Raw genomic sequence first — 22,591 nt, forward strand, 5'->3', positions numbered from 1 at the left:
CTCGCTCCGGCCCTCTGGTGTGGGCTGCGCCTGAGTCAGGCGCGGTGGCGGGCGTCGAACCGCACGGATTGCGCGGTGAGCTTCTCCAACAGGGCGACCAGGGTGGACTGTTCGTCCTCGGTGAGTGAGCCCGCCCAGTCCCGTTCGCGGGCGTTGTGTTCGCGGAACGCCTCCGTGATGGCCTCCCGGCCCTTGCCGGTCAGGCCCAGGAGGACGGCGCGTCCGTCGTACGGGGCCCGTTCCTTGGTCATGAGTCCGTCCTTGTCCAGCGTGGCGACCAGCGCGGAGACGGCGGCGCGGCTCATTCCGGACAGCTCGGCGACCTTCTTCGCCTCGACGGGGCCGGCGAGCCAGACGACGAAGAGCACCCGGAAGCCGGGCCAGGACCAGCCGCGCGGCCGGTGGACGGTGGATTCCAGGTCGTAGACCAGCATGTTCGCGGCGCGGTGGAGGGTGAGTACCAGGCGCATGGCGAGCGGATCCACGTCCGGCAGTTCCCGGCTGGTACGTGAGATCGCGTGATCGATGAACGACCAGAAGTGCAGTTGTTCGTTGTCCGGCTGTTCCTGGGGCACGTTCGGAGTCTATGGCCGCGTGCCCCCCGGGGCGGACCGCCTGCCCTCCGACGGTGTGTGGTAAGAAACCTCCTCCGCGGGGCTTCCGCTGACCGGTTGAGCGCTGCTTCGCTCGGCGACGCCGAACCCACCAGGTCGTCACCCGCACCACCGCCAGGACCGAGTACATCCTGTGCCTGGTGTCCCTGCTCACCGAGGCCATCGGCATCGAACAGTTCCAGCACGTCCAGGAGGACATCGCAGAGATCATCGTCACCCTGGAGATGCTGCGGGCCTTCCTGCGGGCAGCCGAGGCCGACACCGAGATCAACGGGTAAGGCGTCCTGACCCCGGCGCAGGTACCGGCCGAGGGTGGGCACCCAGGCGACGGGCCTCTCGCGCACAAGTCGTCGGTAGGTCGGGGCGGGGTCGAGCATCACCTCCGCGGGATCAACCCAGTCGGCGATGCGGGCCGCGGCGGTGGACGTCGTCGTCAGCGCGGTTCCTCATGCGCGACGTGCTCAGGACGTGGGGGCGAGTGCCCGAGTGAAGGCCTTGAGGGAGAAGCCGGGATCGTCCAGCTGCTCCGGCGCAGGTGAGCGCCCCTCGGCGAGCAGCCTGCGGGCGGCCATGTGGTCGGCGGGCCGGTTGAGCGATTCCACTGCGACGAGCCGTTCCCCGCGGTAGCAGCACACCGAGAACTTCCCGTCGGTCGGGTCGCCGAGGACGCGAGCACGGTCGCCGGGCAGCCGGAGGCCGGCGATCTGCAGCTTCAGGGACCCCTGGTAGCTCCAGAACCAGGGCAGCTGCTGGTATCCGCCGGGGTCCTCCCGACCCAGAATCACCGCCGCCACGTGCCGGGCCTGGTCAGTTGCGTTCTGAACCGACTCGAGACGAATCCGGGTGCCCGTGAACGCGTCCGGGAAGCTGGCGCAGTCCCCGATCGCGTAGATGTCGGGGTCGCTCGTGCGAAGGCGCTCGTCGACGACGATCCCGTTGTCCACCGCCAACCTCGCCTTTGCGGCCAGACCGTCCCGCGGGACGACACCGATGCCCACGAGGACCAGATCGGCCGTGTACTCGGTGCCGTCCGGTCCGAACGCGCCGCGGACGCGACCGTTCTCGCCGACGAACGCGGTCACGCCCGCACTGCACCGCAAGTCAACCCCGTTGGTGCGGTGAGCCTCGGCGATGTGCTCGGCCATCTCGGCGGACAGCGCGCGGCCCAGGGGCCGCGCGGCTGCCTCCACCACGGTGACGGAGATGCCGTGCTTGCGGGCCGCCGCAGCGAACTCGAGTCCGATGAACCCCGCCCCGACGACGAGCGCGGATCCGCACCCGGCCATCGCGGCCCGTATGGCCTCGGCCTCAGCGAGGGTGCGCAAGGAGTGGACGCCCTCGAGGTCGGAGCCGGGGACCGGCAGGGTGCGGTTCGCGGCACCGCTCGCGATCACGAGGCTGTCGTAGGGCAGATCGCGCCCGTCGGACAGGTGAACCGTTCTGTCTGCCCGGTCGATCGCCGTGGCCGACACACCCGTGCACAGCTCGATCCGCTGCTCGGCGAAGAACTGCGAGCCGCGCAGGGGAAGCGGCTCGGCTTCGGCCGTGCCGAGGTGTTCCTTCGACAACGGAGGACGCTGGTAGGGCAGGGTCGGCTCGTCACCGACCAGGGTCAGCGGCCCGTTGTGGCCCGCTGCGCGGAGGGCCTCGGCCACCTGGACGCCGGCGTGGCCGGCGCCGATCACGACGATGCTGCCGGTGGCCGCCTCATATCTGGAAGCCGGGCACATCGACCTCGACCTCCTCGAGATCCGGGCCGAGGACCACCTGACACCCGAGCCTGCTGCGGGTCGCGTCCCGCGGCGCGGCCGTGCACTCCAGCATCTCCTCCTCGTCCTCGCCGATCTCCGGCAGCCGATCGAGGTAGTCGTCGCGGACGTAGACGTGGCAGGTCGCGCACATGGCCTGGCCGCCGCACTCGCCCACGATGCCGACGACGGCGTTCTGCAGCGCCGCCTTCATCACGGAGGCGCCGTCGGGCGCTTCGACGACATCGGTCTTGCCGTTGTCGTGGTGGAAGATCACTTTGGGCACGGGAAACTCCTCGGAGGATCGGGTTCGGCGGTCAGTCCCAGAGGACGGGCAGCGAGGTCACGCCGCGGAACACCCAGCCGCCGCAGACCGCGGGTCGGTCGGGATCGAGTCGCAGGCCGGACAACTCGGTGAACAGACCCGGCAGCGCGACGTTCACCACGGAGGCGCGGGCGACCCAGGCACCCGCGCAGAAGTGAATGCCGCCGCCGAAGGCGAGGTGCGGCTTCCGGGGGCGGTCAATGTCGTAGGACTCGGCGTCGTCGAAGACCTCGAGGTCCCGGTTCGCCGCACCGACCGCGATACCGAGTCGCGCGCCCTTGGGGATGTGCAGGCCCGCAAGCTCGGTGTCCCGGGTGGCCTCTCGGGGGTACATGCCGATGGGCGCCACCCATCGGATCGACTCCTCGAAGGCGTCGGACCAGCGCCCGTCGGTGACCACGGAGGCGAGCTGCGCGGGATGGTCGAGCAGGGCCCAGGCCGTCGTGGCGATGGCGTCTCGAGGCTCGTTGAGCCCACCGCCGATCGTCATCTTGAGGTTCGCCCGCAACGATTCCAGCGGCATGCCGGACGCACCGAGCAACGACAACAAGGTGCCGTCCGGACGGTCGCGCAGGATCGGCAGCATCTCGTCGATCGCCGCATCGACCTCGCGGGAGGAGCGTTCGGCCGCGGCCCAGACGTCGGTGTCGTCGGCGTAGTTCCCGGTTCCGTCGATCATGGTCTGCGACCACCGCTGCATGTCCTCCTGCGTGGCGTTCTCGAAACCCATGATCACTCGGAGGTTCTCCGCGGCGAACGGCGCGGCGAAGTCCGTCACCAGGTCCGCGCCGGGGCCCACCTCACGGAGCCGTCCCAGGTACTTCATGAAGCTCCGCTCGAAGACCGCGGTCCACTGCTCCTTGATCGCCCTGGGCCGGAGTACACCGCCGTAGGCCTTTCGTTCGACGTCGTGTTCCGGGTCGTCCTTGCGGAGCATGCTGTGCCCCATCGCGCGCTTCATGAGTGACTTGGTCTCGTCGGCGGTAAAGCGCTCTTGGTCGAGCTCAATCGTGTGGCACGCTGCGTACCCGACCACCAGGTAGCGGTTGACCGCGGGGACCCAGTGGATGGGCGCCTCCGCACGGAGGCGTTGGTAGATCGGGTACGGGTCCGCGTAGAGATCCGGGATGGTGACCCAGTCCGCCGCGGGGATGGATCGAGCATGCGTGTCCGAGGTCATCGTTGACGTCGTCCCTTCTGGCTCCGTTCGTCAGAAGTGTGAGTCCGGTCCCCTCCGAAATAAAGTTCATACGAGCTGGCAACAAACGAACTTCAGGTTGGGTTTATGCGGCCCCGGCCTTGTGAGCGCGCGGGTCGAGGAGGTGCCCATTGCTCTGGGCGAAGTCCACAAGGGCCATCGCCCGGTCGGTCAGTCGCACGTCGTGAGGCCACATCATGCGCACGACGGCGGGTCGGACCGAGGGGCCGATCTCTCGGACGGCCAGAGGCATGCCGTCGTAGGTCGTGGGCAGGACGGGCCGCTGAATGAGGACCGTGTAACCGAAGCCGTGTGCGACCAGCGAGCGAGTGAGTTCGAAGTCCGTGGTCCGCTGCACGATGGTCGGTGTGACGCCTGCGTCCGCGTAGAGCATCAGCGTGTGCTCCTGGGCGGGCGGGAAGTCGAGGAGGATCATCGGCTCCGCGGCGAGGTCGGCCAGGCTGACCGACCTCGCCGACGCGGCGGGGTGATTCTCCGGCAGGAGCACGTACGGAGGCGCGTCGTACAGCACAACCGAGTCGAGTCCTGGCGGCAGGCCCATATCGTAGCCGACCGCCAAGTCCAGCGACCCGGCGAGCAGTCGGTGTGGCAGCTCTGCCTGACTGCCGGTGACGACGGTCAGGTCGACGGAAGGATGTCGCTCGGTGATCCATCGCATCAGGGGCGGAACGACGGTGGGTGCGAGCGTGGCGTAGCAGCCCAGAACCAGGGGACCGACAAGCTCGGTCCCGCCGCTCGCCGTCGCGAGCTGTAGCTCCTCGGCGTCCCGGAGGAGCGCGGCGGCGCGGTCGTAGAGGAACGTTCCGGTCGGGGTCAGGACGATCCCGTGAGCCTTGCGTCGAACCATCAGCTGCGTGTGCAGGATGCGTTCAAGCTCGGTCATCGCCGAGGCGACGGCGGTCGGGGTGACGTGGAGCGCGCCCGCCGCCGCCGATATCGAGCCCGCATCCGCGACGGCGACGAAGTACTCGAGCTGGCGCAGCGTGTAGGTCGGCATGTGAACCTCAGATGCTCGACCGGCCTCGTCCTTGAAGGCGCGGTGCGGAAGTCACCTTAGCGGCCGACTTTCGCCGCCCCAGTCGTTGCGGCCCTCAGCCTCGCACGTGCCAGAGCGCGGGCACTTCGTGCACGCAACGGACCGATGCAGGTCGCCCTGCGGACCCGGCGCTGCTCCGTACCCGGGAAGGCGGGAGCCTCGATATACCGACGCGCTGGACCCGCCCGCTTGACTCATCTTCGCCACGCATCCGGGTGCCGATGGACGTCCCGGCACCGGTGGGTCGATGACGGTCGACGGCGCGGACCTCTTCTTCGCGCCCTGCACCACTGGCACGCCGGTCCACGACTTCACTGTCCGCCGGCCCGTGGCCCTCTTCGCTCAGGGAGCCGCCGGCAGTTCACTCCGACCGGCCTCGTTGACGGAAGTCCCTCGGCGACGTCCCGTGCTCCCGGCGGAAGAACCGGCCGAAGACGGTCGGATCGGGATAACCGCAGCGGGCGCCGACCTCGGCGATCGGCAGCGCCGAGGCAGCGAGCAGGCGGGCAGCTGCTGCCGCGCGCTCGCGCCGTAGCCATGCCGCAGGAGAGTCACCGACCGCGGCGAACACGGAGTGCAGCCGGCGCTCCGACACGAAGTTCGCCCGGGCCAGCTCTGCCACGTCGAGGTGGGGGTCGCTCAATCGCTCTGTCGCGTACGCTCGCACGGCTTCGACGAGCCGTTCATCGCTTGGCTGCTCTGTTGTCGCACCGCTGACGCGCGCTATGGCCGCGGCGAGAAGGTGCTCCATCGCACGCGCCACGCTGACGGGCATCCCATCCGGTTCCGAAAATACCGCCCGGGCCATTGCGGCAAGGCTGGGCACGCCGGCGATACCCGCGTCCATAGTGCGGGCGACGGACGCCTGGACGGCGTCCGTCCTGATGCCCAGCGCTCGCCGATCCAAGGCCATCACAATCACTCTTTGAGCCCCAGCGCTGAGATCGAGCGTGTACGAGAACCTGGGATCGTAGATCGCGAGTTCTCCCGGTCGCAGTCGCGCATGGCGACCCGCCTGCACGACCGAACTCGACCCGGACACCTGAAGAGTTACGAGGAGGTCGTCCCCCGCGAAGCCGCGGGCCATCCTGTCCGACCGAGTGACCGTGAGCGGCTCCGACGACACGAAGCTCAACGCGGGTCCCCACGGACTCGCCCGGTGATCGAGACGTGCGCGAAATCGCGCGGAATCGCTCGAGCAGATCAACGGGACGAACACCTGACTGCCGATCGACTGCCAATCCTCGACCGCGTCGGCGGCGAAAATAGCCATGGATCACCATACCTCAGCCCGCGGCACGACCACGTGTCCGGCTTCACGCGGCACCCCCGGCACCTGCAGCAACACACTCGTAACAACGAGTGCGGGAGAAGTCGAATCGTGTGCGCGAATGGTCGAGACAGTCCCGCGGCCGCCTGCCTAACGTGCTCGCCACGCATAAGAGAGCGGAGCGGAAATGACGTTCAGACTGGCAGCGATTCAAGCGGAGCCTGTGTGGCTCGACCTGGACGCGACGACCGAGAAGACCGTAAGGCTCATCGAGGAGGCGGCCGATGGTGGCGCTGATCTCGTCGCCTTCGCGGAGCTTTGGCTGTCCGGCTACCCGGTGTTCCTGTGGTCGATGCCGGTGTACCAGCAAGGTGAGTTCGTCGCGCGCTACCACGCGAACTCCCCGACACTCGACGGTCCGCACATCGCGCGGATCCGCGACGCCGCGCGACGCAAAGGCCTCACCGTCGTAGTCGGCATTTCCGAGAAGGATGCCGGCTCGCTCTACATGGGCCAGTTGATGATCGGCCCCGACGGCGACATTCTGCAGTACCGGCGCAAGCTGAAGCCGACACACGCCGAGCGGACGCTGTTCGGCGAGGGCGACGGGACCCACTTGACGGTCGTGGAGAGTCCTGTCGGCCGGCTGGGGGGACTTCTCTGCTTCGAGCACCTTCAGCCGCTGTCGAAGTTCGCGCTCTACGCGCAGAATGAGCAGGTACATGTGGCCGGGTGGCCGAATCTGAGCATCTTCGGCGATGTGCCGATGCTGGCGCCGGAGTCACTGCTCGCCGCAACCGTCACGTACGCGTACGAGGGCAGCTGTTTCGTCGTGCTTGCGCAACAGTTGATGTCGGCGGAATCGGCCAGCATGTTCTCCATCGCGGAAGACGGATCCCTGCCGATCTTCACCGGCGGCGGCGGGATCGCGAGAATCATCGGCCCCGACACCTCGGTGCTGTCGGAGCCTCTCGCGCCTGATGCCGAGGGGATCGCATACGCCGACATCGATCTCGCCTGGATCGACTCGGCGAAGAACTTCGTCGATCCGGCCGGACACTACGCCCGTGGCGATGTCACCCAACTCGTCGTCAACGATCAGCCGCGCCGCGCTGTCGTGCGCCTTGGCGACCGCGGAAGATTGCAGGCCGGTCCGATGGAGGGCGCGGAGCTGGATAAGTTGATCAGCGAGCCGGACGAGGGCTGATTGCGAGTCGGCGGGGGTCGACGATCGACTTCGGCCGGTCGTCACCACCGCGCCACCGTCGTGCTGCAGATGAGACTGCCGGCCTATCGTCACCCTGTCGCGCCAGGCACTGTCTCCGGTTGTCCAGCCGCATCGCGAGCGGATCGGTGCCGGGCAACTCCCGGGTGGCCCGGTCGACGGCGGTCGATGCAGGGCCAGAAATTCAGATGCCCGGCGTCCGGCTGTTCCTGGCTCACAACGGGAGTCTGAGCCGTCCCCCTGCCGGGCCGTCGGCCCCGGCCGGCGCGGCCCGCACAATCCTCATTCCCGGGGGTTTCCAAGCGCCCGCGGCCAGGGTACTGTCCAATTAATCAAAGCTTTGATTACATGCTTTGATCCGTATATGAGCCCCTCCGTCCTCTCCAGGATCGACGGCATCCGCCTGCTGCCCAGCCGGCTCTCATGGAGTTCCCCATGCCTGAAGCGCTTGCTCCGCCCAGTCCCGGCGCTCTGCGCGCCTGTACGTCTCGGTTCGCGACCGGAGTCACCGTCGTGACGTACGAAGGCGACGACGGCCCGCGCGGCGCGACGATGAACTCGTTCACATCCGTCTCGGCGGACCCCCCGCTGGTGCTGATCAGCGTGGCCCGGCGCGCCCGTTGCCACGCCCAGCTGACGGACCGGCCGTTCTGCGTGAACATCCTCGGCGCCGAACAGGAGGCGCTGGCCCGGCAGTTCGCTGGAGCGCAGGGCGCGGCCGAACCCCGCTGGGTGGCCGGCGCCCGCGTCCCGCGCCTCGCCCACCCCCTGGCGTGGGTCGAGTGCGACCCATGGCGCTCGTACGACGGCGGTGACCACACCCTCGTCCTCGGTCGCGTCACCGACCTCGGCCACCGCGACGGGGACGCCCTCACCTACGCCTGGAGCCGCTTCGCCACGGCGGCCGAGGCCACCGATGGCATCGAGCACCTCATCTGACCAGCCCCGATCCTCCGGCCCGCACCACTTCTCAGGAGCAAGACCATGGCCGCACGCACCGGCAAGGAATACCTCGAGCGACTAGCCGAATCCCGCCCCACGGTTCACATCCAGGGCGAGACCGTCACCAGCGGGATCCAGGACCACCCGGCCTTCCGCAACGTCGTGCGCACCTACGCGGAGCTCTACGACCTCCAGCACTCCGCCGAACACAAGGACACTCTCACCTACACCTCTCCCACCTCGGGCGAACCCGTCGGTACCTCCTTCCTCACCCCGCAGACCCCGGACGACCTGGTCAAGCGCCGCAAGGCGTTCAAGGTGTGGGCGGACCACAGCAACGGCATGCTCGGCCGCACCGGCGACTACATGAACAGCTCACTCATGGCGCTCGCCTCCGCCGCCGACTGGTTCGCCCAGGTCAACCCGGCCTTCGGCGAGAACATCCGCCGCTACTACGAAAAGGTCCGCGAAGAGGACCTGCTGTGCACCCACACACTCATCCCGCCGCAGGTCAACCGATCCGTGGCCGGCACCCAGCAGGCCGGCGGCAAGCTTGCCGCACGGATCGTGAAGGAGGACGACAACGGCGTGGTGATCCGCGGTGCGCGCATGCTCGCCACCATCGCCCCGTTCGCCGACGAGATGCTCGTCTTCCCCTCCACCGTGCTGCGCGGCACCCCCGAGGACAAGCCGTACTCCTACGCCTTCGCCATCCCCAACGACACCCCCGGCCTGCGTTACATCGCCCGCGAACCCCTCGACCACGACCGCCCGCGCCACGACCACCCCCTCGCCTCCCGCTTCGAGGAGTCCGACTGCGTGGTCGTCTTCGACAACGTGCACGTGCCCTACGAGCGCTGCTTCGCCCTCGGCGACGCCGAACTGTGCAACGGCTTCTACGCGCAGACCTCGTCAGTGGTCCACATGACCCATCAGGTCGTCACCCGCACCACCGCCAAGACCGAATACATCCTCGGCCTGGTGTCACTGCTCACCGAGGCCATCGGCATCGAGCAGTTCCAGCACGTCCAGGAGGACATCGCAGAGATCATCGCCACCCTGGAGATGCTTCGGGCCTTCCTGCGGGCAGCCGAGGCCGACGCCGAGATCAACCAGTACGGTGTCCTCACCCCGGCCTTCGCCCCGCTCAACGCCGCGCGGAACCTCTATCCCAAGCTCTACCAGCGGTTCCCGCAGATCCTGCGCAAGCTCGGCGCCTCCGGCCTGATGGCCACCCCGACCGAGCTGGACATCAACGGGCCCGCCGCCGCCGACATCGAGACCTACCTGCAGTCCGCGACCCTGACCGGCCCCGAGCGCGTGAAGCTGTTCCGGCTGGTGTGGGACACCTGCATCTCCGCGTTCTCCAGCCGCCAGGCGCTGTACGAGTACTACTTCTTCGGCGACCCGGTCCGCATGGCGGGCGCGTACGTGAAGTCGTACGACCGCGAGCCGTACAAGGCCAGGGTGCAGGCCTTCCTGGAGCGTCCCTGATGGCGCATCCGCTCGGGAACCCGCCGACGAAGATCGTCGCCGTTCACCTCAACTACCCCAGCCGGGCGCGCGAGCGCGGGCGGGTGCCGTCGCAACCGTCGTACTTCCTGAAGCCGCCGTCGTCACTGGCGGGCACGAAGGAGGCGATCGTCCGGCCGGCCGGGTGCGAACTCCTCGGCTTCGAGGGCGAGATCGCGCTCGTCATCGGCTCGCGCGCCCGGCACGTAGCACCGGAGGACGGTTGGTCGTACGTCCGCTGGGTGACGGCTGCCAACGACGCCGGCGTCTACGACCTGCGCTACGCGGACCGCGGTTCCAACCTCCGCTCCAAGGGGGCTGACGGTTTCACCCCGGTCGGCCCCCGCCTGCTGGACGCCCGCCAGGTCGACCCGGCCGGGCTGCGGCTGCGGACCTGGGTGAACGGCGAGCTGGTCCAGGACGACGCGACCGACACGCTGCTGTTCCCCTTCGGGCAGCTGATCGCCGACCTGTCCCGCCTGGTGACTCTGGAACCGGGAGACGTGATCCTGACCGGCACGCCGGCCGGTGCTTCGGTGGTCCGCCCCGGTGACCTGGTCGAGGTGGAGGTCACCGCCGGACAGCTCTCCACCGGGCGGCTGCGTAACCCTGTCGCCGAAGGCGATCCGCTCGCCCCGTACGGAGCGATGCCCAGGGCCGACCCCGCCGAACGGGAGGCCGCCCATGGACCCTCGTACGAGCCGGAGCCCCTGCTCGACCCGAAGCTGGCGGACGGGCTGCGCTCGGTCGCCGTGGCGACGCTCAGCGCACAGATGCGTTCACGTGGCCTGCCCCACATGTCGATCGACGGCGTGCAGCCGCTGCGGCCGGGTCCGCAGAACATGGTCGGCGTCGCGCACACCCTGCGGTATCTGCCGCTGCGTGAGGACCTGTTCAAGCGGTGCGGCACCGGGATGAACGCCCAGAAGCGGGCGATCGAGGAGCTGCGCCCCGGGCACGTCCTCGTCATGGACGCCCGGCGCGACCCGTCCGCCGGCACGCTCGGCGACATCCTCGCGCTGCGGGCGGCCAAGAGGGGCGCAGCCGGTGTCGTCACCGACGGGGCGGTCCGTGACAGCGCCGCCGTCGCGGATGTGGGCCTGCCGGTCTTCGCAGCGGGCAGCCATCCGTCCGTCCTGGGCCGCCGGCACGTCCCGTGGGACACCGGGGTGCCGATCGCCTGCGGCGGCGCCCTGGTCCAGCCCGGCGATCTGATCGTCGGCGACGTGGACGGCGTCGTCGTCGTTCCCCCGGGTCTGGCGGCCGAGCTGGTCGCTGACTGCCGGGAGCAGGAGCGGCAGGAGCGGTTCATCGCCGAGCAGGTCGCCGTGGGCGAGAGCATCGACGGCCTGTATCCGCTGGGCTCTGCCTGGCGGGATGTCTATGAGAACTGGTGCAAGGGAGAAACACAGTGAAGTTCCGCAGCGACCCGTCCAGGATCCGGGGTTCGATCGCCCCGGTCGTGACGCCCTTCACCGCCGAGGGTGCAGTCGACCACGACAGCCTGGCCGGGCTGATCCGTTTCCAGTTGGAGTCCGGTTCGCACGGCATCTCGCTGGGCGGGTCCACCGGTGAGCCGAGCGCGCAGACGGTCGCGGAGCGGATCGCGGGCATGCGGACCGCGGTCGAGGTGGTCGGGGACCGGGTCCCGTTCATGCCGGGCACGGGCTCGCACAAGCTCGACGAGACCATCGAAATGACCGCCGCCGCACAGGAGTTGGGTGCGGACGCCGCCTTGGTCATCACCCCCTATTACGCGCGGCCCACGCAGGAGGCCCTGTACGAGTGGTACGCGACGGTGGCCCGGGAGTTCCCGGACATGCCGATCGTCGCCTACAACGTGCCTTCCCGCACGGCCGTGGACATCGCGCCGGAGACGGTCAAGCGGCTCTTCACGGACTTCGAGAACTTCGTCGGCGTGAAGGAGACGACGAAGGACTTCGAGCACTTCTCCCGAGTGCTGCACGCCTGCGGGCGGTCGCTGCTGGTGTGGTCGGGCATCGAGCTGCTGTGCCTGCCGCTGATGGCACTCGGCGGCGCCGGCTTCGTGTCGGCGGTGGCCAACCTGGCGCCGAACGCGGTGGCGCGCATGTACGAGCTGTGGGAGGCGGGCGAGTTCGACGCGGCCCGTGACCTGCACTACCGGCTGCACCCGCTGGTGGACCTGCTGTTCGTCGAGACCAACCCGGCGCCGGCGAAGTGGGTGCTCGCCCAGCAGGGCCGTATCTCCTCCGCGCACGTCCGCCCGCCGCTGACGTCGCCCACCGAGGCGGGTCTGACCAAGATCCGCGCGCTGCTCGCCGAGGGCGGCGACCTCACCACACAGATCGGAACCTGACCATGACCATCGAGAACCTGCCCTCCGAGATCCGGCACTGGATCGGCGGCGAACTGGTCGACAGCGCCGACGGACGCACCTTCGACGTCTCCGACCCGGTCTCCAACACCGTGTACGCGCAGGCCGCGCGGGGTTCGTCGGCTGACGTTGAACGTGCCGTGACGGCGGCGCGGGCCGCCTTCCCGGCCTGGTCCGGGATATCCAACCGGGAGCGTGCGAACGTGCTCTACCGGATCGCGGACGCGGTCGAGGCGAGCCATGACCGGCTGGCCGCCTTCGAGACGTACGACACCGGTCTGCCGATCACCCAGGCGAAGGGCCAGGCGCGCCGCGCCGCGGAGAACCTCCGCTACTTCGGGGACGTCGTCGTCGCCCTCGGCGAGGAGGCGTTCCGGCAGGGCGAGGACCAGTTCAGCTATGTCGTGCGCGTCCCCGTCGGGGTCGCCGGGCTGATCACGCCCTGGAACACCCCGTTCATGCTGGAGAGCTGGAAGCTGGCCCCCGCGCTCGCGTCCGGCTGCACGCTCATCCTGAAGCCGGCCGAGTGGACCCCGCTGTCCGCGTCCCTGTGGCCGGAGATCTTCGCCGAGGCCGGCCTCCCGGCGGGCGTGGTGAACATCGTGCACGGCATCGGCGAGGAGGCCGGCCAGGCCCTCGTCGACCACCCGGACGTGCCGCTGATCTCCTTCACCGGCTCCACCGACACCGGCCGCCACATCATCCGCTCCTCGGCCCAGCACCTGAAGACCACCTCGATGGAGCTGGGCGGCAAGTCCCCGGCCATCATCTTCGCGGACGCCGACCTCGACGCCGCCCTGGACTCCGTCGTGTTCGGCGTGTTCTCCCTCAACGGCGAGCGCTGCACGGCCGGTTCACGCGTCCTGGTCGAGCGCCCTGTGTACGAGGAGTTCACCCGCCGCCTGGCCGAGCGGGCCGCGAACGTGCGGGTCGGTGAGCCCGCCGACCCGGCCACTGAGGTCGGCGCGCTGGTCCACCCCGAGCACTACGAGCGCGTCCTGAACTACGTCGAGATCGGCAAGAAGGAGGCCCGGCTGGTCGCGGGCGGCAACCGCCCCGCCCAGCTGGCCGAGGGTAACTACCTCCAGCCGACCGTGTTCGCGGACGTCGAGCGCGACGCCCGTATCTTCCAGGAGGAGATCTTCGGCCCGGTCGTCGCCGTCGCGCCGTTCGACACCGAGGAGGAGGCGATCGAGCTGGCCAACGCCACCCAGTTCGGCCTCGCCGCCTACATCTGGACCTCCAACCTCAAGCGCGGTCACCGCATCGCGCACGCCGTCGAGTCCGGCATGCTCTGGATCAACTCGCACAACGTCCGTGACCTGCGCACCCCCTTCGGCGGGGTTAAGGCCTCCGGTGTCGGCCGCGAGGGCGGCGCCCACTCCATCGACTTCTACACCGAATCGAAGATCGTCCACGTCGCCCTCGGCGACGTCCACACGCCCCGCTTCGGAGCCACCTCGTGAGCACCCCGCACCCGGACGCCCCCGACGTCATCCGATCCGCCTACGCCCAGCTCGCCGTCACCGACCTCGCCGCCTCCCGCTGGTTCTGGGTCGACATGCTCGGCTTCCACGTCCAGTACGAGGACGCCGGCACCCTGTGTCTGCGCGGCAGCGACGAACTCACCCACCACTCCCTGGTGTTGAGGAGCGGTGAACAGGCCGCCCTGGACCACATCGCCTACCGGGTCCGCACCCCCGAGGACGTGGACAAGGCCGAGAAGTTCTTCACCGACCTCGGCCGCCCGGTCAAGCGCGTGCCGAAGGGCCAAGGCACCCCGGGTGTCGGCGACGCCGTGCGCGTAGTCGATCCGCTGGGCTTCCCCGTCGAGTTCTTCTACGACATCGATCGCGCCGAACGCCTCATCCAGCGCTACGACCTGCGCCACGGCGCCGAGATCGCCCGCCTGGACCACTTCAACATCTGCACCCCCGACATCCCCGCCGCCTACGCCCACTACCAGTCCCTCGGCTTCGGCTGCTCCGAGACCATCGAGGGCGACGAGCACGAGCTGTACGCGGCCTGGATGTACCGCAAGCAGACCGTCCACGACGTCGCCTTCACCGGCGGCGCGGGCCCTCGTCTGCACCACCTCGGGGTCGCCACCCACGAGTCCCACCAGGTTCTGCGCGCGGCCGACCTGTTCGGCTCGCTGCGCAAGGAGCACCACATCGAACGCGGCCCAGGCCGGCACGGCGTCTCCAACGCCTTCTACCTCTACCTGCGCGACCCCGACGGCCACCGGGTGGAGATCTACACCTCCGACTACTACACCGGCGACCCCGACCACGAGACGTACCGCTGGAACGTCCACGACGACCGGCGCCGCGACTTCTGGGGCAACGCCGTCATCGAGTCCTGGTACAAGGAGGCCACTCCCGTCCTCGGCCTCGACGGCCGGCCCCAGCCCGTCACCGACACGCTGCTGGACGAGTCGGCGGTGCAGGTGGGCGCGGACGGCCTCGGCTGAACACGATGAGAGGCGGGCCCAGCCGACAACCTGGGCCCGCGGCAGCCGCCCGCACGGTGGTCACCAGGACGGTGGTCAGCTCCTTGCCGCTGTCGATGATGTCCGCTTGAACCCGGTGCTGCTCGGCGAGTGTGAACTGGCTGTGACAAGGAGCGCCTCGCGCTCACCGGTGATCAGGACGGACGACTTGTGCAGGCCGGTGTCACCGCCGGTGTGAACGGTCTACGTCAGCGTGGAGGAATTGGTTTCTCCGTTCAATGGGGAATGACTTCGTCTCAAGAAGGGGTGGGTGTTCGCCCGAGGCGGGGTACGCGTTCAGGGGGCGATGGCGGCCAGGTGCTGGTCCAGCGCGTGCGTGAGGGCGTCGGCCGAGGAGACCGGGCCGCCCAGGCGGTCGGTGCCGTGAGTGGTGTGCAGCAGCAGCGTCGGATAGCTGTCGACGCCCAAGCGCCGTATCTCGTAGAAGTCGGCCTCCGCTTCGGAGCGAGCGGCGGGTGAGGCATAGGCGGCTGCTACGACCTCCGGGTCCAGCCCGAACGCGGCAGCGATATCGCGGTAGACCTGCACGTCGGAGAGACTGCGCCCGTCGATATACCACGCGCGCTGCATGGCTCCGGCGGCGTCGAGGGCGTTCACACCCGGCTGGCTGCGCAGGGCGACCAAGCCAGTGGCGGCGTCGGCGGAATTCATCACGGCGCCGCCCTCGACGAGTACGCGGGCGTAGCCTTCGCCGAAGGTGACGCCGGTCAGTTGAGCGATGCGCTCGTTGGCACCGGGGATGTGGGGGTATGCCGCCATCGGGAGGGCACGTGGCCCGGTGAACAGGCCGCCGGACAGCACCCTCAGTTCGATCCGGTCGGCGTTGGCGGCGGCGAATGCGTGCAGCGCGGGGCCGAAGCCGTAGCACCAGCCGCAGTACGCGTCGAAGGCGTAGGTCAGGCGGACGCGGCCTGCGGTCTGGTCGTGCTCCATGGGGGTCATCGGGATTGTCGTCCTCTCACCAGGTTCTGTCCCCGCCGTCCGGCGGTTCGCCGCGGTGCTGCGTCGCGGTCACACCAGAAACGTAGGAGCGGAAACCGGGGCGACCCGGATACGCTGGCGACTGATGATGGTCGGAACTGGACACAGCGCGGGGAATCACATTCCTGATGTCGCTTTTGCTGCCCCAGTGGGGACTCCGGCCGGGGTGGAGGTGCTCTCCCTGGCCGCGCTGCGCGAGCGGGCCCCGATCCGGCTCGGCAAGGGGCGGATCACGCTCCCCCAGCGCCCAGACTTCCACCACCTGATCACGCTGTCCGAGGGACGGCTGCGGCACATGGTCGACTTCACCGGGTACATCCTCGAACCGGGAACCTGGCTGTGGGTGCGTCCCGGCCAGGTGCAGCAGTGGGGTGACCTCGAGCGTGCCGAGGGCACCCTGATCCTCTTCGCGCGGGATTTCCTCGACCCTGCCACGGTGGCTGCGTCCCGCCTGGACGAACCGCACCCCTCGCCGCTTGTCACGCCGGTCGGCGAGGACCGCGAAGCACTCCGCACGGCGGCCGAACACCTGGAGGGCGAATTCGGCGCTCTGGGCCGCGTTCCACTGGAGGTGCACGTGATCATCCTGCGCCAGCTGCTCGGCGCACTGGTCCTACGTGCTGCCCACATCCAGGCCCCCGGCAGCCCGGCAGCCGACCCGGGCGAGCCGTACGCACGGTTCCGGGCCGCGGTGGGCCGCGACTTCGCCCGAGTCCGCCGCGTCGAGGACTACGCCCATACGCTCGGCTACTCAGCGCGCACACTCTCCCGCGCCACGCTCGCGGCCGACGGCGTCACCGCCAAGGAGTTCATCGACCGCCGGGTCCTGCTGGAGGCCAAGCGGCTGCTCGCCCACAGCGACCAGTCCGCCGCCCGGATCGCCGCCCAGCTCGGCTATTCCAGCGCCACGAACTTCAGCAAATTCTTCCACCGGCACGCCGGCGAGAGCCCCCTCGCCTTCCGCAGGAGGATCCGGGGCGTACAAAGCTGAGCCGGCCGGGAATCACCCCACGGGTCCCGGCCGGCTCATCGAGGAAGCGGCTCGCGCCGAAGCGTGACGTTCTTGGAAGCGGCGCGTCTCCTGACGATCTCGGCGTCCTCAGGGCTTGCGCTGCCGAATCTCGGCGAGACTTCGTCCCCGTCTGGAATGGTTGGACCACGTCCACGGACGTGGTGTACGGCGGGTTGTTGAGGTCGTCGCCGGTGGGGGTGGTTTGAGCGTGCAAAACCCGCACTGGCCGCCGCTCAGCTCGTCTTCGGCGACGTCCTCGCCCGGCATCCCCGGCTCCGGTTCGCGGACGCTGCTGGGGCTAGCGCACGCCCCTCGGCCAGAACGCGCAGCCGCTGGGCCTGCGCGCCCTGCAGACCGCTTCCAAGATCTCAGACCGACGCCGGAGCCGACGATCCCGAAGAAACCGCGATCTCACCGGAATGGAGAGTCAGATCCAGGGGTCCGTTTCCGTCGGCCAACCCTGCTCAGCCTCCTTCACGGTGCCCCAAGCGAGGGTCGCCCCGTTGAAGCGGGCTTCCGGGCTGCCCCGTTTGCCCAGGCACACGGGCAGTCCGTCTCCCCGCGCGGGGGACCTCCCCGCCGACGACACCAGTGTCGATCCGGGCAGAGGGGTGAACTCCCCCAACTGCCAAGTTGGGGGCAGGACTTACTTGAGCGCCACGCAATGGCCTTCGCGGACGTCCATGAGCTCGTTGAGGTACCGAGACTTCCAGGTCGGCGTTAGCGACGGCGAGCCGACCGGGCTGTGCTGGTGTCGGCGCCGAGGAACGGCAGTTTGTGCACCGGATGTTGCGAGAGCCAGCGCCAGCTGCCGCGCAACACGGCGGGGCCTTTGCCACATGACCCGCCCACCAAGCGACTCCCGGACGGCCCCTGAAACGCTCGCCAGGTCGGTTACGGCCAGGAACCATCAATCCCTCGCCATCAGCCGTCCCGCCTGAAGACATTTCCGCAGGCCGTGATCACGAAAGACGACCGCCACCAGCAGCGAAGAACCGCTGGTGAGCCCCGCCCCTGGCAGCCGACCACCGCCATTCAGTGCCTCTTCAGCGGCTCATCAGCCCGACTGTGCGCCGCGCCATCCCCATCCGCAAGGCGAACCAGCCCGCGGACCTCACACCACCCTGACCAGCGGCAACAGGCTCAACAGCCTGAAAGGGTGCGGATTCGACCCGGATTCGACCCGAGGGCCGCAGACTCCAAAACGAACAGCAGTTGACCTGCAGTGATGCTGATTCTTGCCGCTGTACCAAGCATCCACCGACAGAGGAGTTTAATAATTGAAACCAAGTGGACAATTTTGGGCGATTAACGCCACGTAGTGAGTAGTCGCACTCGCCGTCGCCGCGGCCGGCTCCCCCGAGCGCGAACCGAAGGGCCGCACCACGCGGCACTCCACTCTGGCGACTAGGGACTGAAAGAACAAGGCTCTGACCAGCCTCTTTACAGAAGGTCTTCCGCCTGACAGAAGCCGTCTTGCCGAGCCGATGCAAGCCTCACGACCCTGATTCCAACCACGGCACGCGGGGCGACGGCGCCCCGCCGACAGGGACGGGACCGCCCATGCCTCATATGACCGCCTTCGCCAGGAACCAGTGGTACAGCTAGCGCACCTTTCTGACCTGCGCTTGTGTGGGGGCGATGAGGCTGTGACCTGCTAGGACGGGTTGCAGAGGCGATCGGAGGCAGTCAGAGGAAACCGCTCTGATTCGACCCCGGTTCGACCCGGGTCGCTCGGAGGCAGTCAGAGGCAGCGACCTCTGCAACTGGCCTCTGGGGGACCTGAGTTGCCGGTGTGGATCACCAGTGGGCCTCTCTGGCGGTGCTCTGGTTCGACCTCGGTCGAGCTGCGATGGGGACGCCTGCCTCCACTCGGGGCCAGGCAAATGAGGGCCTCCAGGACGGCCATTCTGGAGACCTTTCTGGCGCCGATGGAGGTCGGTTCCGGACACCACCCATGGTTTTAGCGGGCCTGGGTGGCGTCCACGTTCTTGCGAGACGACCCCACCGTGCCAAACAGCACCCATCACGCCCTCTCTCAACGAAACTCCACCCAATTCCACGGCCTTTTGGAATACGCCCGACTGCCGTCGGCCGCGACCGATCTCATTCTGCTCGGCGACCTCACCGGCCGCTACGCCACCGGCAGTTACAGCAGGCTCGCCTCCGACGGCCGGAACGTTGCCCTGCGTCCAGACCGCCAGGGGGCGGCCGAGCACGGGCATCGGATCACTGCGGCCATCGCATGTCATGTGGCCCGCGCCGGCGGAACCGTCGACCAGCTGACGCAGCTCCTGCTGCACCCTGAGCACGAGGGCGGACGGCACGCGAGGAACATCGCGTTGCGGTCCGGGCAGTCGCGTGCCCTGGATTACATCCGCCGGGTCTGGGCCAGCGCCTCCCAAACGGTCAGCGCCACCAGGGCGCTGGACTCCCGGCATGACGCGTACGAGGTTCTCGCGGCGCTGCGGGACCGCATCGAGACCACGCCTTGGCGCGGGGAGCGGGGACGGACCGCGCTGCGGGTGCTGCGGGCGCATCTGACCTTCGCCGAGATCGCGGGCGGTCCCCTGCACCACGCCAGTGAGCGGCAGACCGCGGAGGAAGCCGGGATCTCCCGGACGACGTTGCGGGTCGTCTACGACACCGTCCTCAAGCCGCAGGGCTGGCTGCGCCGACTTCGGGTCGGACACGGCCGGGAGGGGTCCACCTGGTACCTCGACGACGGCACTGTCTCCGGTCACGGTGCCCCAGCTTCGTTGTCTCGTTTCCGGACCACTCAGTTCCCCCCCGACCCGGCACTTGAGGAGTGGCCCACCCCTGAGACGGCCACGACGGCCGACATCGACTCCACCGTCCTCGCCCGACTGATGGGCCACGACGCCTTCGCCCACCACGGCCTCGGCAGCGCCGCCCTCATGCTCATCAGCGCCCTGCACCAACGCCCCCACCAGACGGTCACCGAACTCATCGGTACCTCATCGGTCTCCCGCGCCACCGCCTACCGCACCCTGCGACGCCTCGCCGACCACGGCCTCGTCCAACACGCCGGGGAGACGTGGGCCCTGGCACCGCGCGCCTTGGAGGGCTTCGGAAGCAGCCTCCCGGACGGGGATACGTGCCTCGCTGCAGAGCTGGCCCAGGGCTGGGACAAGGTAGCCGAGCATCACGGCACCGCAGGCGTGGCGGCTCGCCGGAAGGCCCTGCACGCGGCCCAACGCGCCACATATCGACAAGCGTTGGACCGGCTCGCGGAGCACCGCAAGAAAGCCGTGATGATCGTCCGCGACGGCCACCAGGTCCTGGTCCCAGCGCCGCGTCCCGACGAGATCCCGCCGACGTGGCACGCTCCGGACGGGCGCGTCCTCGACCCCGTCACAGGTCGTCCGGCCGCCGACTGGCGGGTCGCCACGGACGGCCGCCTGATCCTCATCACTCCCGCCGACCAGCGCAGTTACGACGAGCTGGCCGCCGCCCACGTCGAAGCCCTCAGTGAATGGAACTCCGCCGCATGAACCCACAACAGAGCCAGCGCGTGTCCCCTGAGTCCCTGCGCAAGCAGTATGAGTCCGGCGCCACTGTCGACGAACTCGTTGCCGCCAGCGGGCTGTCCTACGGCACTGTCCTTAACCGGCTGCACGAAGCCGGGACCGTGATGCGCACGTCGTGGCAGACACGCAGGATGCGCCAGGACCCACAAGCCCGCCAACGTCTCGCCGCTCGCCTGCGCACCCTGTACGAGGAGCACGGGGCCACCCTGGCCGAACTCGCCGCAACGGCAGGCGAGACAAGGCGTGGTGCCCGGCGTCTGCTGATCGATGCCGGCGGCACCGTGCGCACCACGCAGCAGACGCTGCGGATGCGCGCCGCAGCGCGGGCCATCGAGCGTCAGAAGCTCGCGCTGTCCCTGCGCACGCGGTACGAGGCCGGCGCCACGGTCCCGGACCTCGCCCAGGAGTGCAACTACTCGATCGCCACCGTGTATCGGATCCTGCACCAAGCGGGCACCCGCATGCGGCCCAAGCACAACCACGGCCCGGCCCGCACCCCGAGGAAGCGGTCATGAGCGCCCAAGCGCGTGTCCCCGGCTGGGCCCGGCAGATCACGGGACCGATGGTATGCCATCCCGGACCCAGCCCTGCAGCACGAGCCCCTCCTCCGTCCGCACTCAGCCGCCTCCGTGCGTCGGCCTTCTCACCGACGTACACAAGTCCACGCACCTTTCCCGATTCAGGAGATCAAGCACACGTGAGTGAGAACACCCGTATCAAGACCCTGGCCGCTGCTACAGCGAGCCCCTGGGACGCCTTCGTCATCGTCGTCGGCATGCTCAAGGGCGGCACCGGCAAGACCACCTCCGCCTGGTTCATCGCCCTCTACTACGCCGTCGTCCTCGACCTGCCGACACTGCTGCTGGACGCCGACGCCACCAGCCAGTCCGCCTACGACTGGTTCAAGGTCGCCCAGGCCGCCGGCTTCGACATCCCCGCCAACCTGGTCATCGAGCGGTACCCGTTCGACGACATCGCCGAGTACATCCGGGCCAAGCGGTCCGAGTTCGGCGCGATCGTGGTCGACGCCGGCGGCGGCAGCGCCCGCATCTTCCACGAGGCTGTCACCGAGGCGAACCGGCTGCTCGTACCGGTCGCACCCACCAAGATCGAGCGCCGCAAGCTCGTGGCCACCTTCGACGAGGCCGAGCGCGCCGCCGCCCGCAACGAGCGCGACGTCACCGCCCATGTGGTGCTGGTCAAGGCCGACGACCGCACCAGTCTGCCCAGCCGGGCGAAGGAGCAGCTGCTGGAGCCCGCCGACGGCGAGGGCATCGGCCCGAACCGCGACGAGCCGTTCCCGCTCGCCGAGACCACCATCCACTCCTGGGTGCACTACATGGAGGCCTTCGGCGAAATCCCGACCGAACTGAGCGAGTACGCCGAGCTGATGAAGGAGCTGACCCAGGCATGAGCGAGAAGAACGAGAGGCTGAAGCCGCCAGCCCGCCGCACCGGCGGGCGTGCCCTGGGCGGGGCCAGAAAGACGACCCCTCCGCCTCCTCCCCCGGCCGCCGAGCTCACCCCCGAGCAGTACGCCGCCGAACAGGCCGCCACCCCGGACGAAGGCCGTCCCACTGCACGCGAGCCGCAGGTTCAGCCCGCTCCTTCCACCGTTCCCAACCCCGAGGGGTCGGCACGGGGCGAGGCCGAGGCGATGCCCGAAGTGGCACAGCCCTCCCCTAAGTCGACTGCTGAGGCTCCGAGCAGGCCCGTCCCGGAGCCGACCGCCAGTCAGCCAGTTCGCCCAGCCGTCGCCGCCATCGACGCGGGGACGGAATCCCCCGGTCAGCCGATGGAGTGGCAGGTACCGCCTGTGCTCCCGGCTGCTAAGCCCGCAGCACCTGCCATCCAGCCCACGCAGCCAGCCGCACCCGTTGTGCAGCACGGCCCGTCCACAGCTCCTGGCGCAGCCTCGGGCGCCGAGGTGGCGCTTCGCCCCGCAGATTCGCCGGCGGCAGGCGGCAACGGGTTCCCGGTGAGGACCGATGTTCCATGGGCTCACCAGGAACAGGATGCGCCATCGCAGGCAGCGCCCAGCGAAGGAACACCGTGGGCCCAGGGATCCGGCCGTCCCAAGGACATTCCTGAGACCGCCGTCGTTCTCAACCAGCGCATCATCACGCGCGAGAGTCTCGACTCGTCGGTCCCCGCGGCGCTGAAGTTGAAGAAGCGGCTCAAGCGCTTCGCGCTGGACAACGAACTCGACCACCTGCCCATCGGCGACATCGTCTCCGTCGCGCTGGACGAGTGGCTCACCACTCGCGGGTTCTGACCCGACCGCAAGGC

Annotated in this window: 19 protein-coding genes and 1 pseudogene; 13 read left to right on the forward strand and 7 right to left on the reverse strand. The window is 69.0% G+C overall.

Annotation, left to right across the window (positions count from 1 at the left end; translation table 11 throughout):
- Nucleotides 1–35 precede the first annotated feature (35 nt).
- A complete protein-coding gene (locus ACZ49J_RS41785; RefSeq protein ID WP_467456338.1) occupies nucleotides 36–575 on the reverse strand; it encodes a MarR family winged helix-turn-helix transcriptional regulator in 540 nt (179 codons plus the stop codon).
- Between the two features lie 122 nt (nucleotides 576–697).
- Here ACZ49J_RS41785 and ACZ49J_RS41790 point away from each other — a divergent pair.
- Nucleotides 698–892, forward strand: a pseudogene (locus ACZ49J_RS41790) (4-hydroxyphenylacetate 3-hydroxylase C-terminal domain-containing protein); the annotation flags it as partial.
- Between the two features lie 183 nt (nucleotides 893–1,075).
- Here ACZ49J_RS41790 and ACZ49J_RS41795 read toward each other — a convergent pair.
- From ACZ49J_RS41795 to ACZ49J_RS41815, 5 genes are all read right to left on the reverse strand, one after another.
- On the reverse strand, nucleotides 1,076–2,344 hold the full coding sequence (locus ACZ49J_RS41795; RefSeq protein WP_467456339.1) for an NAD(P)/FAD-dependent oxidoreductase: 1,269 nt from the start codon (nucleotides 2,342–2,344) through the stop codon (nucleotides 1,076–1,078).
- On the reverse strand, nucleotides 2,322–2,648 hold the full coding sequence (locus ACZ49J_RS41800; protein ID WP_467456340.1) for a 2Fe-2S iron-sulfur cluster-binding protein: 327 nt from the start codon (nucleotides 2,646–2,648) through the stop codon (nucleotides 2,322–2,324). Before ACZ49J_RS41800 ends, ACZ49J_RS41795 begins: the two co-directional genes overlap by 23 nt.
- Nucleotides 2,649–2,679: 31 nt before the next feature.
- Nucleotides 2,680–3,867: a cytochrome P450 gene (locus ACZ49J_RS41805; protein WP_467456341.1), complete on the reverse strand. Its 1,188-nt coding sequence runs from the start codon at nucleotides 3,865–3,867 to the stop codon at nucleotides 2,680–2,682.
- Between the two features lie 103 nt (nucleotides 3,868–3,970).
- Nucleotides 3,971–4,903 (reverse strand): LysR substrate-binding domain-containing protein, encoded by a 933-nt coding sequence (locus tag ACZ49J_RS41810; protein ID WP_467456342.1) that lies wholly within the window; start codon nucleotides 4,901–4,903, stop codon nucleotides 3,971–3,973.
- A 400-nt stretch (nucleotides 4,904–5,303) separates the two neighbouring features.
- Nucleotides 5,304–6,215 carry an AraC family transcriptional regulator gene (locus tag ACZ49J_RS41815; protein WP_467456344.1) on the reverse strand — a complete coding sequence of 304 codons (912 nt, stop codon included), beginning with the start codon at nucleotides 6,213–6,215 and terminating at the stop codon, nucleotides 5,304–5,306.
- 184 nt (nucleotides 6,216–6,399) lie between these two features.
- Between ACZ49J_RS41815 and ACZ49J_RS41820 the strand changes: the two genes are divergently transcribed.
- The 7 genes from ACZ49J_RS41820 (at nucleotide 6,400) to hpaD (ending at nucleotide 14,720) form a co-directional block, all read left to right on the forward strand.
- A complete protein-coding gene (locus tag ACZ49J_RS41820) occupies nucleotides 6,400–7,419 on the forward strand; it encodes a carbon-nitrogen hydrolase family protein (protein WP_467456346.1) in 1,020 nt (339 codons plus the stop codon).
- A gap of 453 nt (nucleotides 7,420–7,872) precedes the next feature.
- Nucleotides 7,873–8,376, forward strand: a complete 504-nt coding sequence (locus tag ACZ49J_RS41825; protein WP_467456348.1) for a flavin reductase family protein — start codon at nucleotides 7,873–7,875, stop codon at nucleotides 8,374–8,376.
- 45 nt (nucleotides 8,377–8,421) lie between these two features.
- A complete protein-coding gene (gene hpaB / locus ACZ49J_RS41830; RefSeq protein ID WP_467456350.1) occupies nucleotides 8,422–9,873 on the forward strand; it encodes a 4-hydroxyphenylacetate 3-monooxygenase, oxygenase component in 1,452 nt (483 codons plus the stop codon).
- Nucleotides 9,873–11,306: a fumarylacetoacetate hydrolase family protein gene (locus ACZ49J_RS41835; protein WP_467456352.1), complete on the forward strand. Its 1,434-nt coding sequence runs from the start codon at nucleotides 9,873–9,875 to the stop codon at nucleotides 11,304–11,306. Before hpaB ends, ACZ49J_RS41835 begins: the two co-directional genes overlap by 1 nt.
- Complete coding sequence (gene dapA, locus ACZ49J_RS41840) at nucleotides 11,303–12,229, forward strand: 4-hydroxy-tetrahydrodipicolinate synthase (RefSeq protein WP_467456353.1); 927 nt, start codon at nucleotides 11,303–11,305, stop codon at nucleotides 12,227–12,229. The genes ACZ49J_RS41835 and dapA overlap by 4 nt, the downstream gene beginning before the upstream one ends.
- A gap of 2 nt (nucleotides 12,230–12,231) precedes the next feature.
- Complete coding sequence (hpaE, locus tag ACZ49J_RS41845; RefSeq protein ID WP_467456355.1) at nucleotides 12,232–13,713, forward strand: 5-carboxymethyl-2-hydroxymuconate semialdehyde dehydrogenase; 1,482 nt, start codon at nucleotides 12,232–12,234, stop codon at nucleotides 13,711–13,713.
- On the forward strand, nucleotides 13,710–14,720 hold the full coding sequence (gene hpaD, locus ACZ49J_RS41850) for a 3,4-dihydroxyphenylacetate 2,3-dioxygenase (protein ID WP_467456356.1): 1,011 nt from the start codon (nucleotides 13,710–13,712) through the stop codon (nucleotides 14,718–14,720). Before hpaE ends, hpaD begins: the two co-directional genes overlap by 4 nt.
- Before the next feature lie 315 nt (nucleotides 14,721–15,035).
- Here the strand turns inward: hpaD and ACZ49J_RS41855 are convergent, their stop codons facing one another.
- Entirely contained in the window at nucleotides 15,036–15,692 is a 657-nt protein-coding gene (locus ACZ49J_RS41855; protein WP_467456358.1) for a DsbA family protein, read from the reverse strand.
- 133 nt (nucleotides 15,693–15,825) lie between these two features.
- On the opposite strand from ACZ49J_RS41855, the gene ACZ49J_RS41860 reads away from it, so the two are divergent.
- From ACZ49J_RS41860 to ACZ49J_RS41880, 5 genes are all read left to right on the forward strand, one after another.
- Nucleotides 15,826–16,731, forward strand: coding sequence for a helix-turn-helix domain-containing protein (locus ACZ49J_RS41860; RefSeq protein WP_467456359.1), 906 nt, complete (start codon nucleotides 15,826–15,828; stop codon nucleotides 16,729–16,731).
- A gap of 2,090 nt (nucleotides 16,732–18,821) precedes the next feature.
- Entirely contained in the window at nucleotides 18,822–20,267 is a 1,446-nt protein-coding gene (locus ACZ49J_RS41865) for a helix-turn-helix domain-containing protein (RefSeq protein ID WP_467456360.1), read from the forward strand.
- Nucleotides 20,264–20,818: a helix-turn-helix domain-containing protein gene (locus ACZ49J_RS41870; RefSeq protein ID WP_467456361.1), complete on the forward strand. Its 555-nt coding sequence runs from the start codon at nucleotides 20,264–20,266 to the stop codon at nucleotides 20,816–20,818. The genes ACZ49J_RS41865 and ACZ49J_RS41870 overlap by 4 nt, the downstream gene beginning before the upstream one ends.
- Nucleotides 20,819–21,000: 182 nt before the next feature.
- A complete protein-coding gene (locus ACZ49J_RS41875; protein WP_467456363.1) occupies nucleotides 21,001–21,717 on the forward strand; it encodes a ParA family protein in 717 nt (238 codons plus the stop codon).
- Complete coding sequence (locus ACZ49J_RS41880) at nucleotides 21,714–22,577, forward strand: hypothetical protein (RefSeq protein ID WP_467456365.1); 864 nt, start codon at nucleotides 21,714–21,716, stop codon at nucleotides 22,575–22,577. The genes ACZ49J_RS41875 and ACZ49J_RS41880 overlap by 4 nt, the downstream gene beginning before the upstream one ends.
- The last annotated feature ends 14 nt before the right edge of the window (nucleotides 22,578–22,591 follow it).

The sequence above is a fragment of the Streptomyces sp. NPDC030840 genome (genome assembly GCF_055572015.1).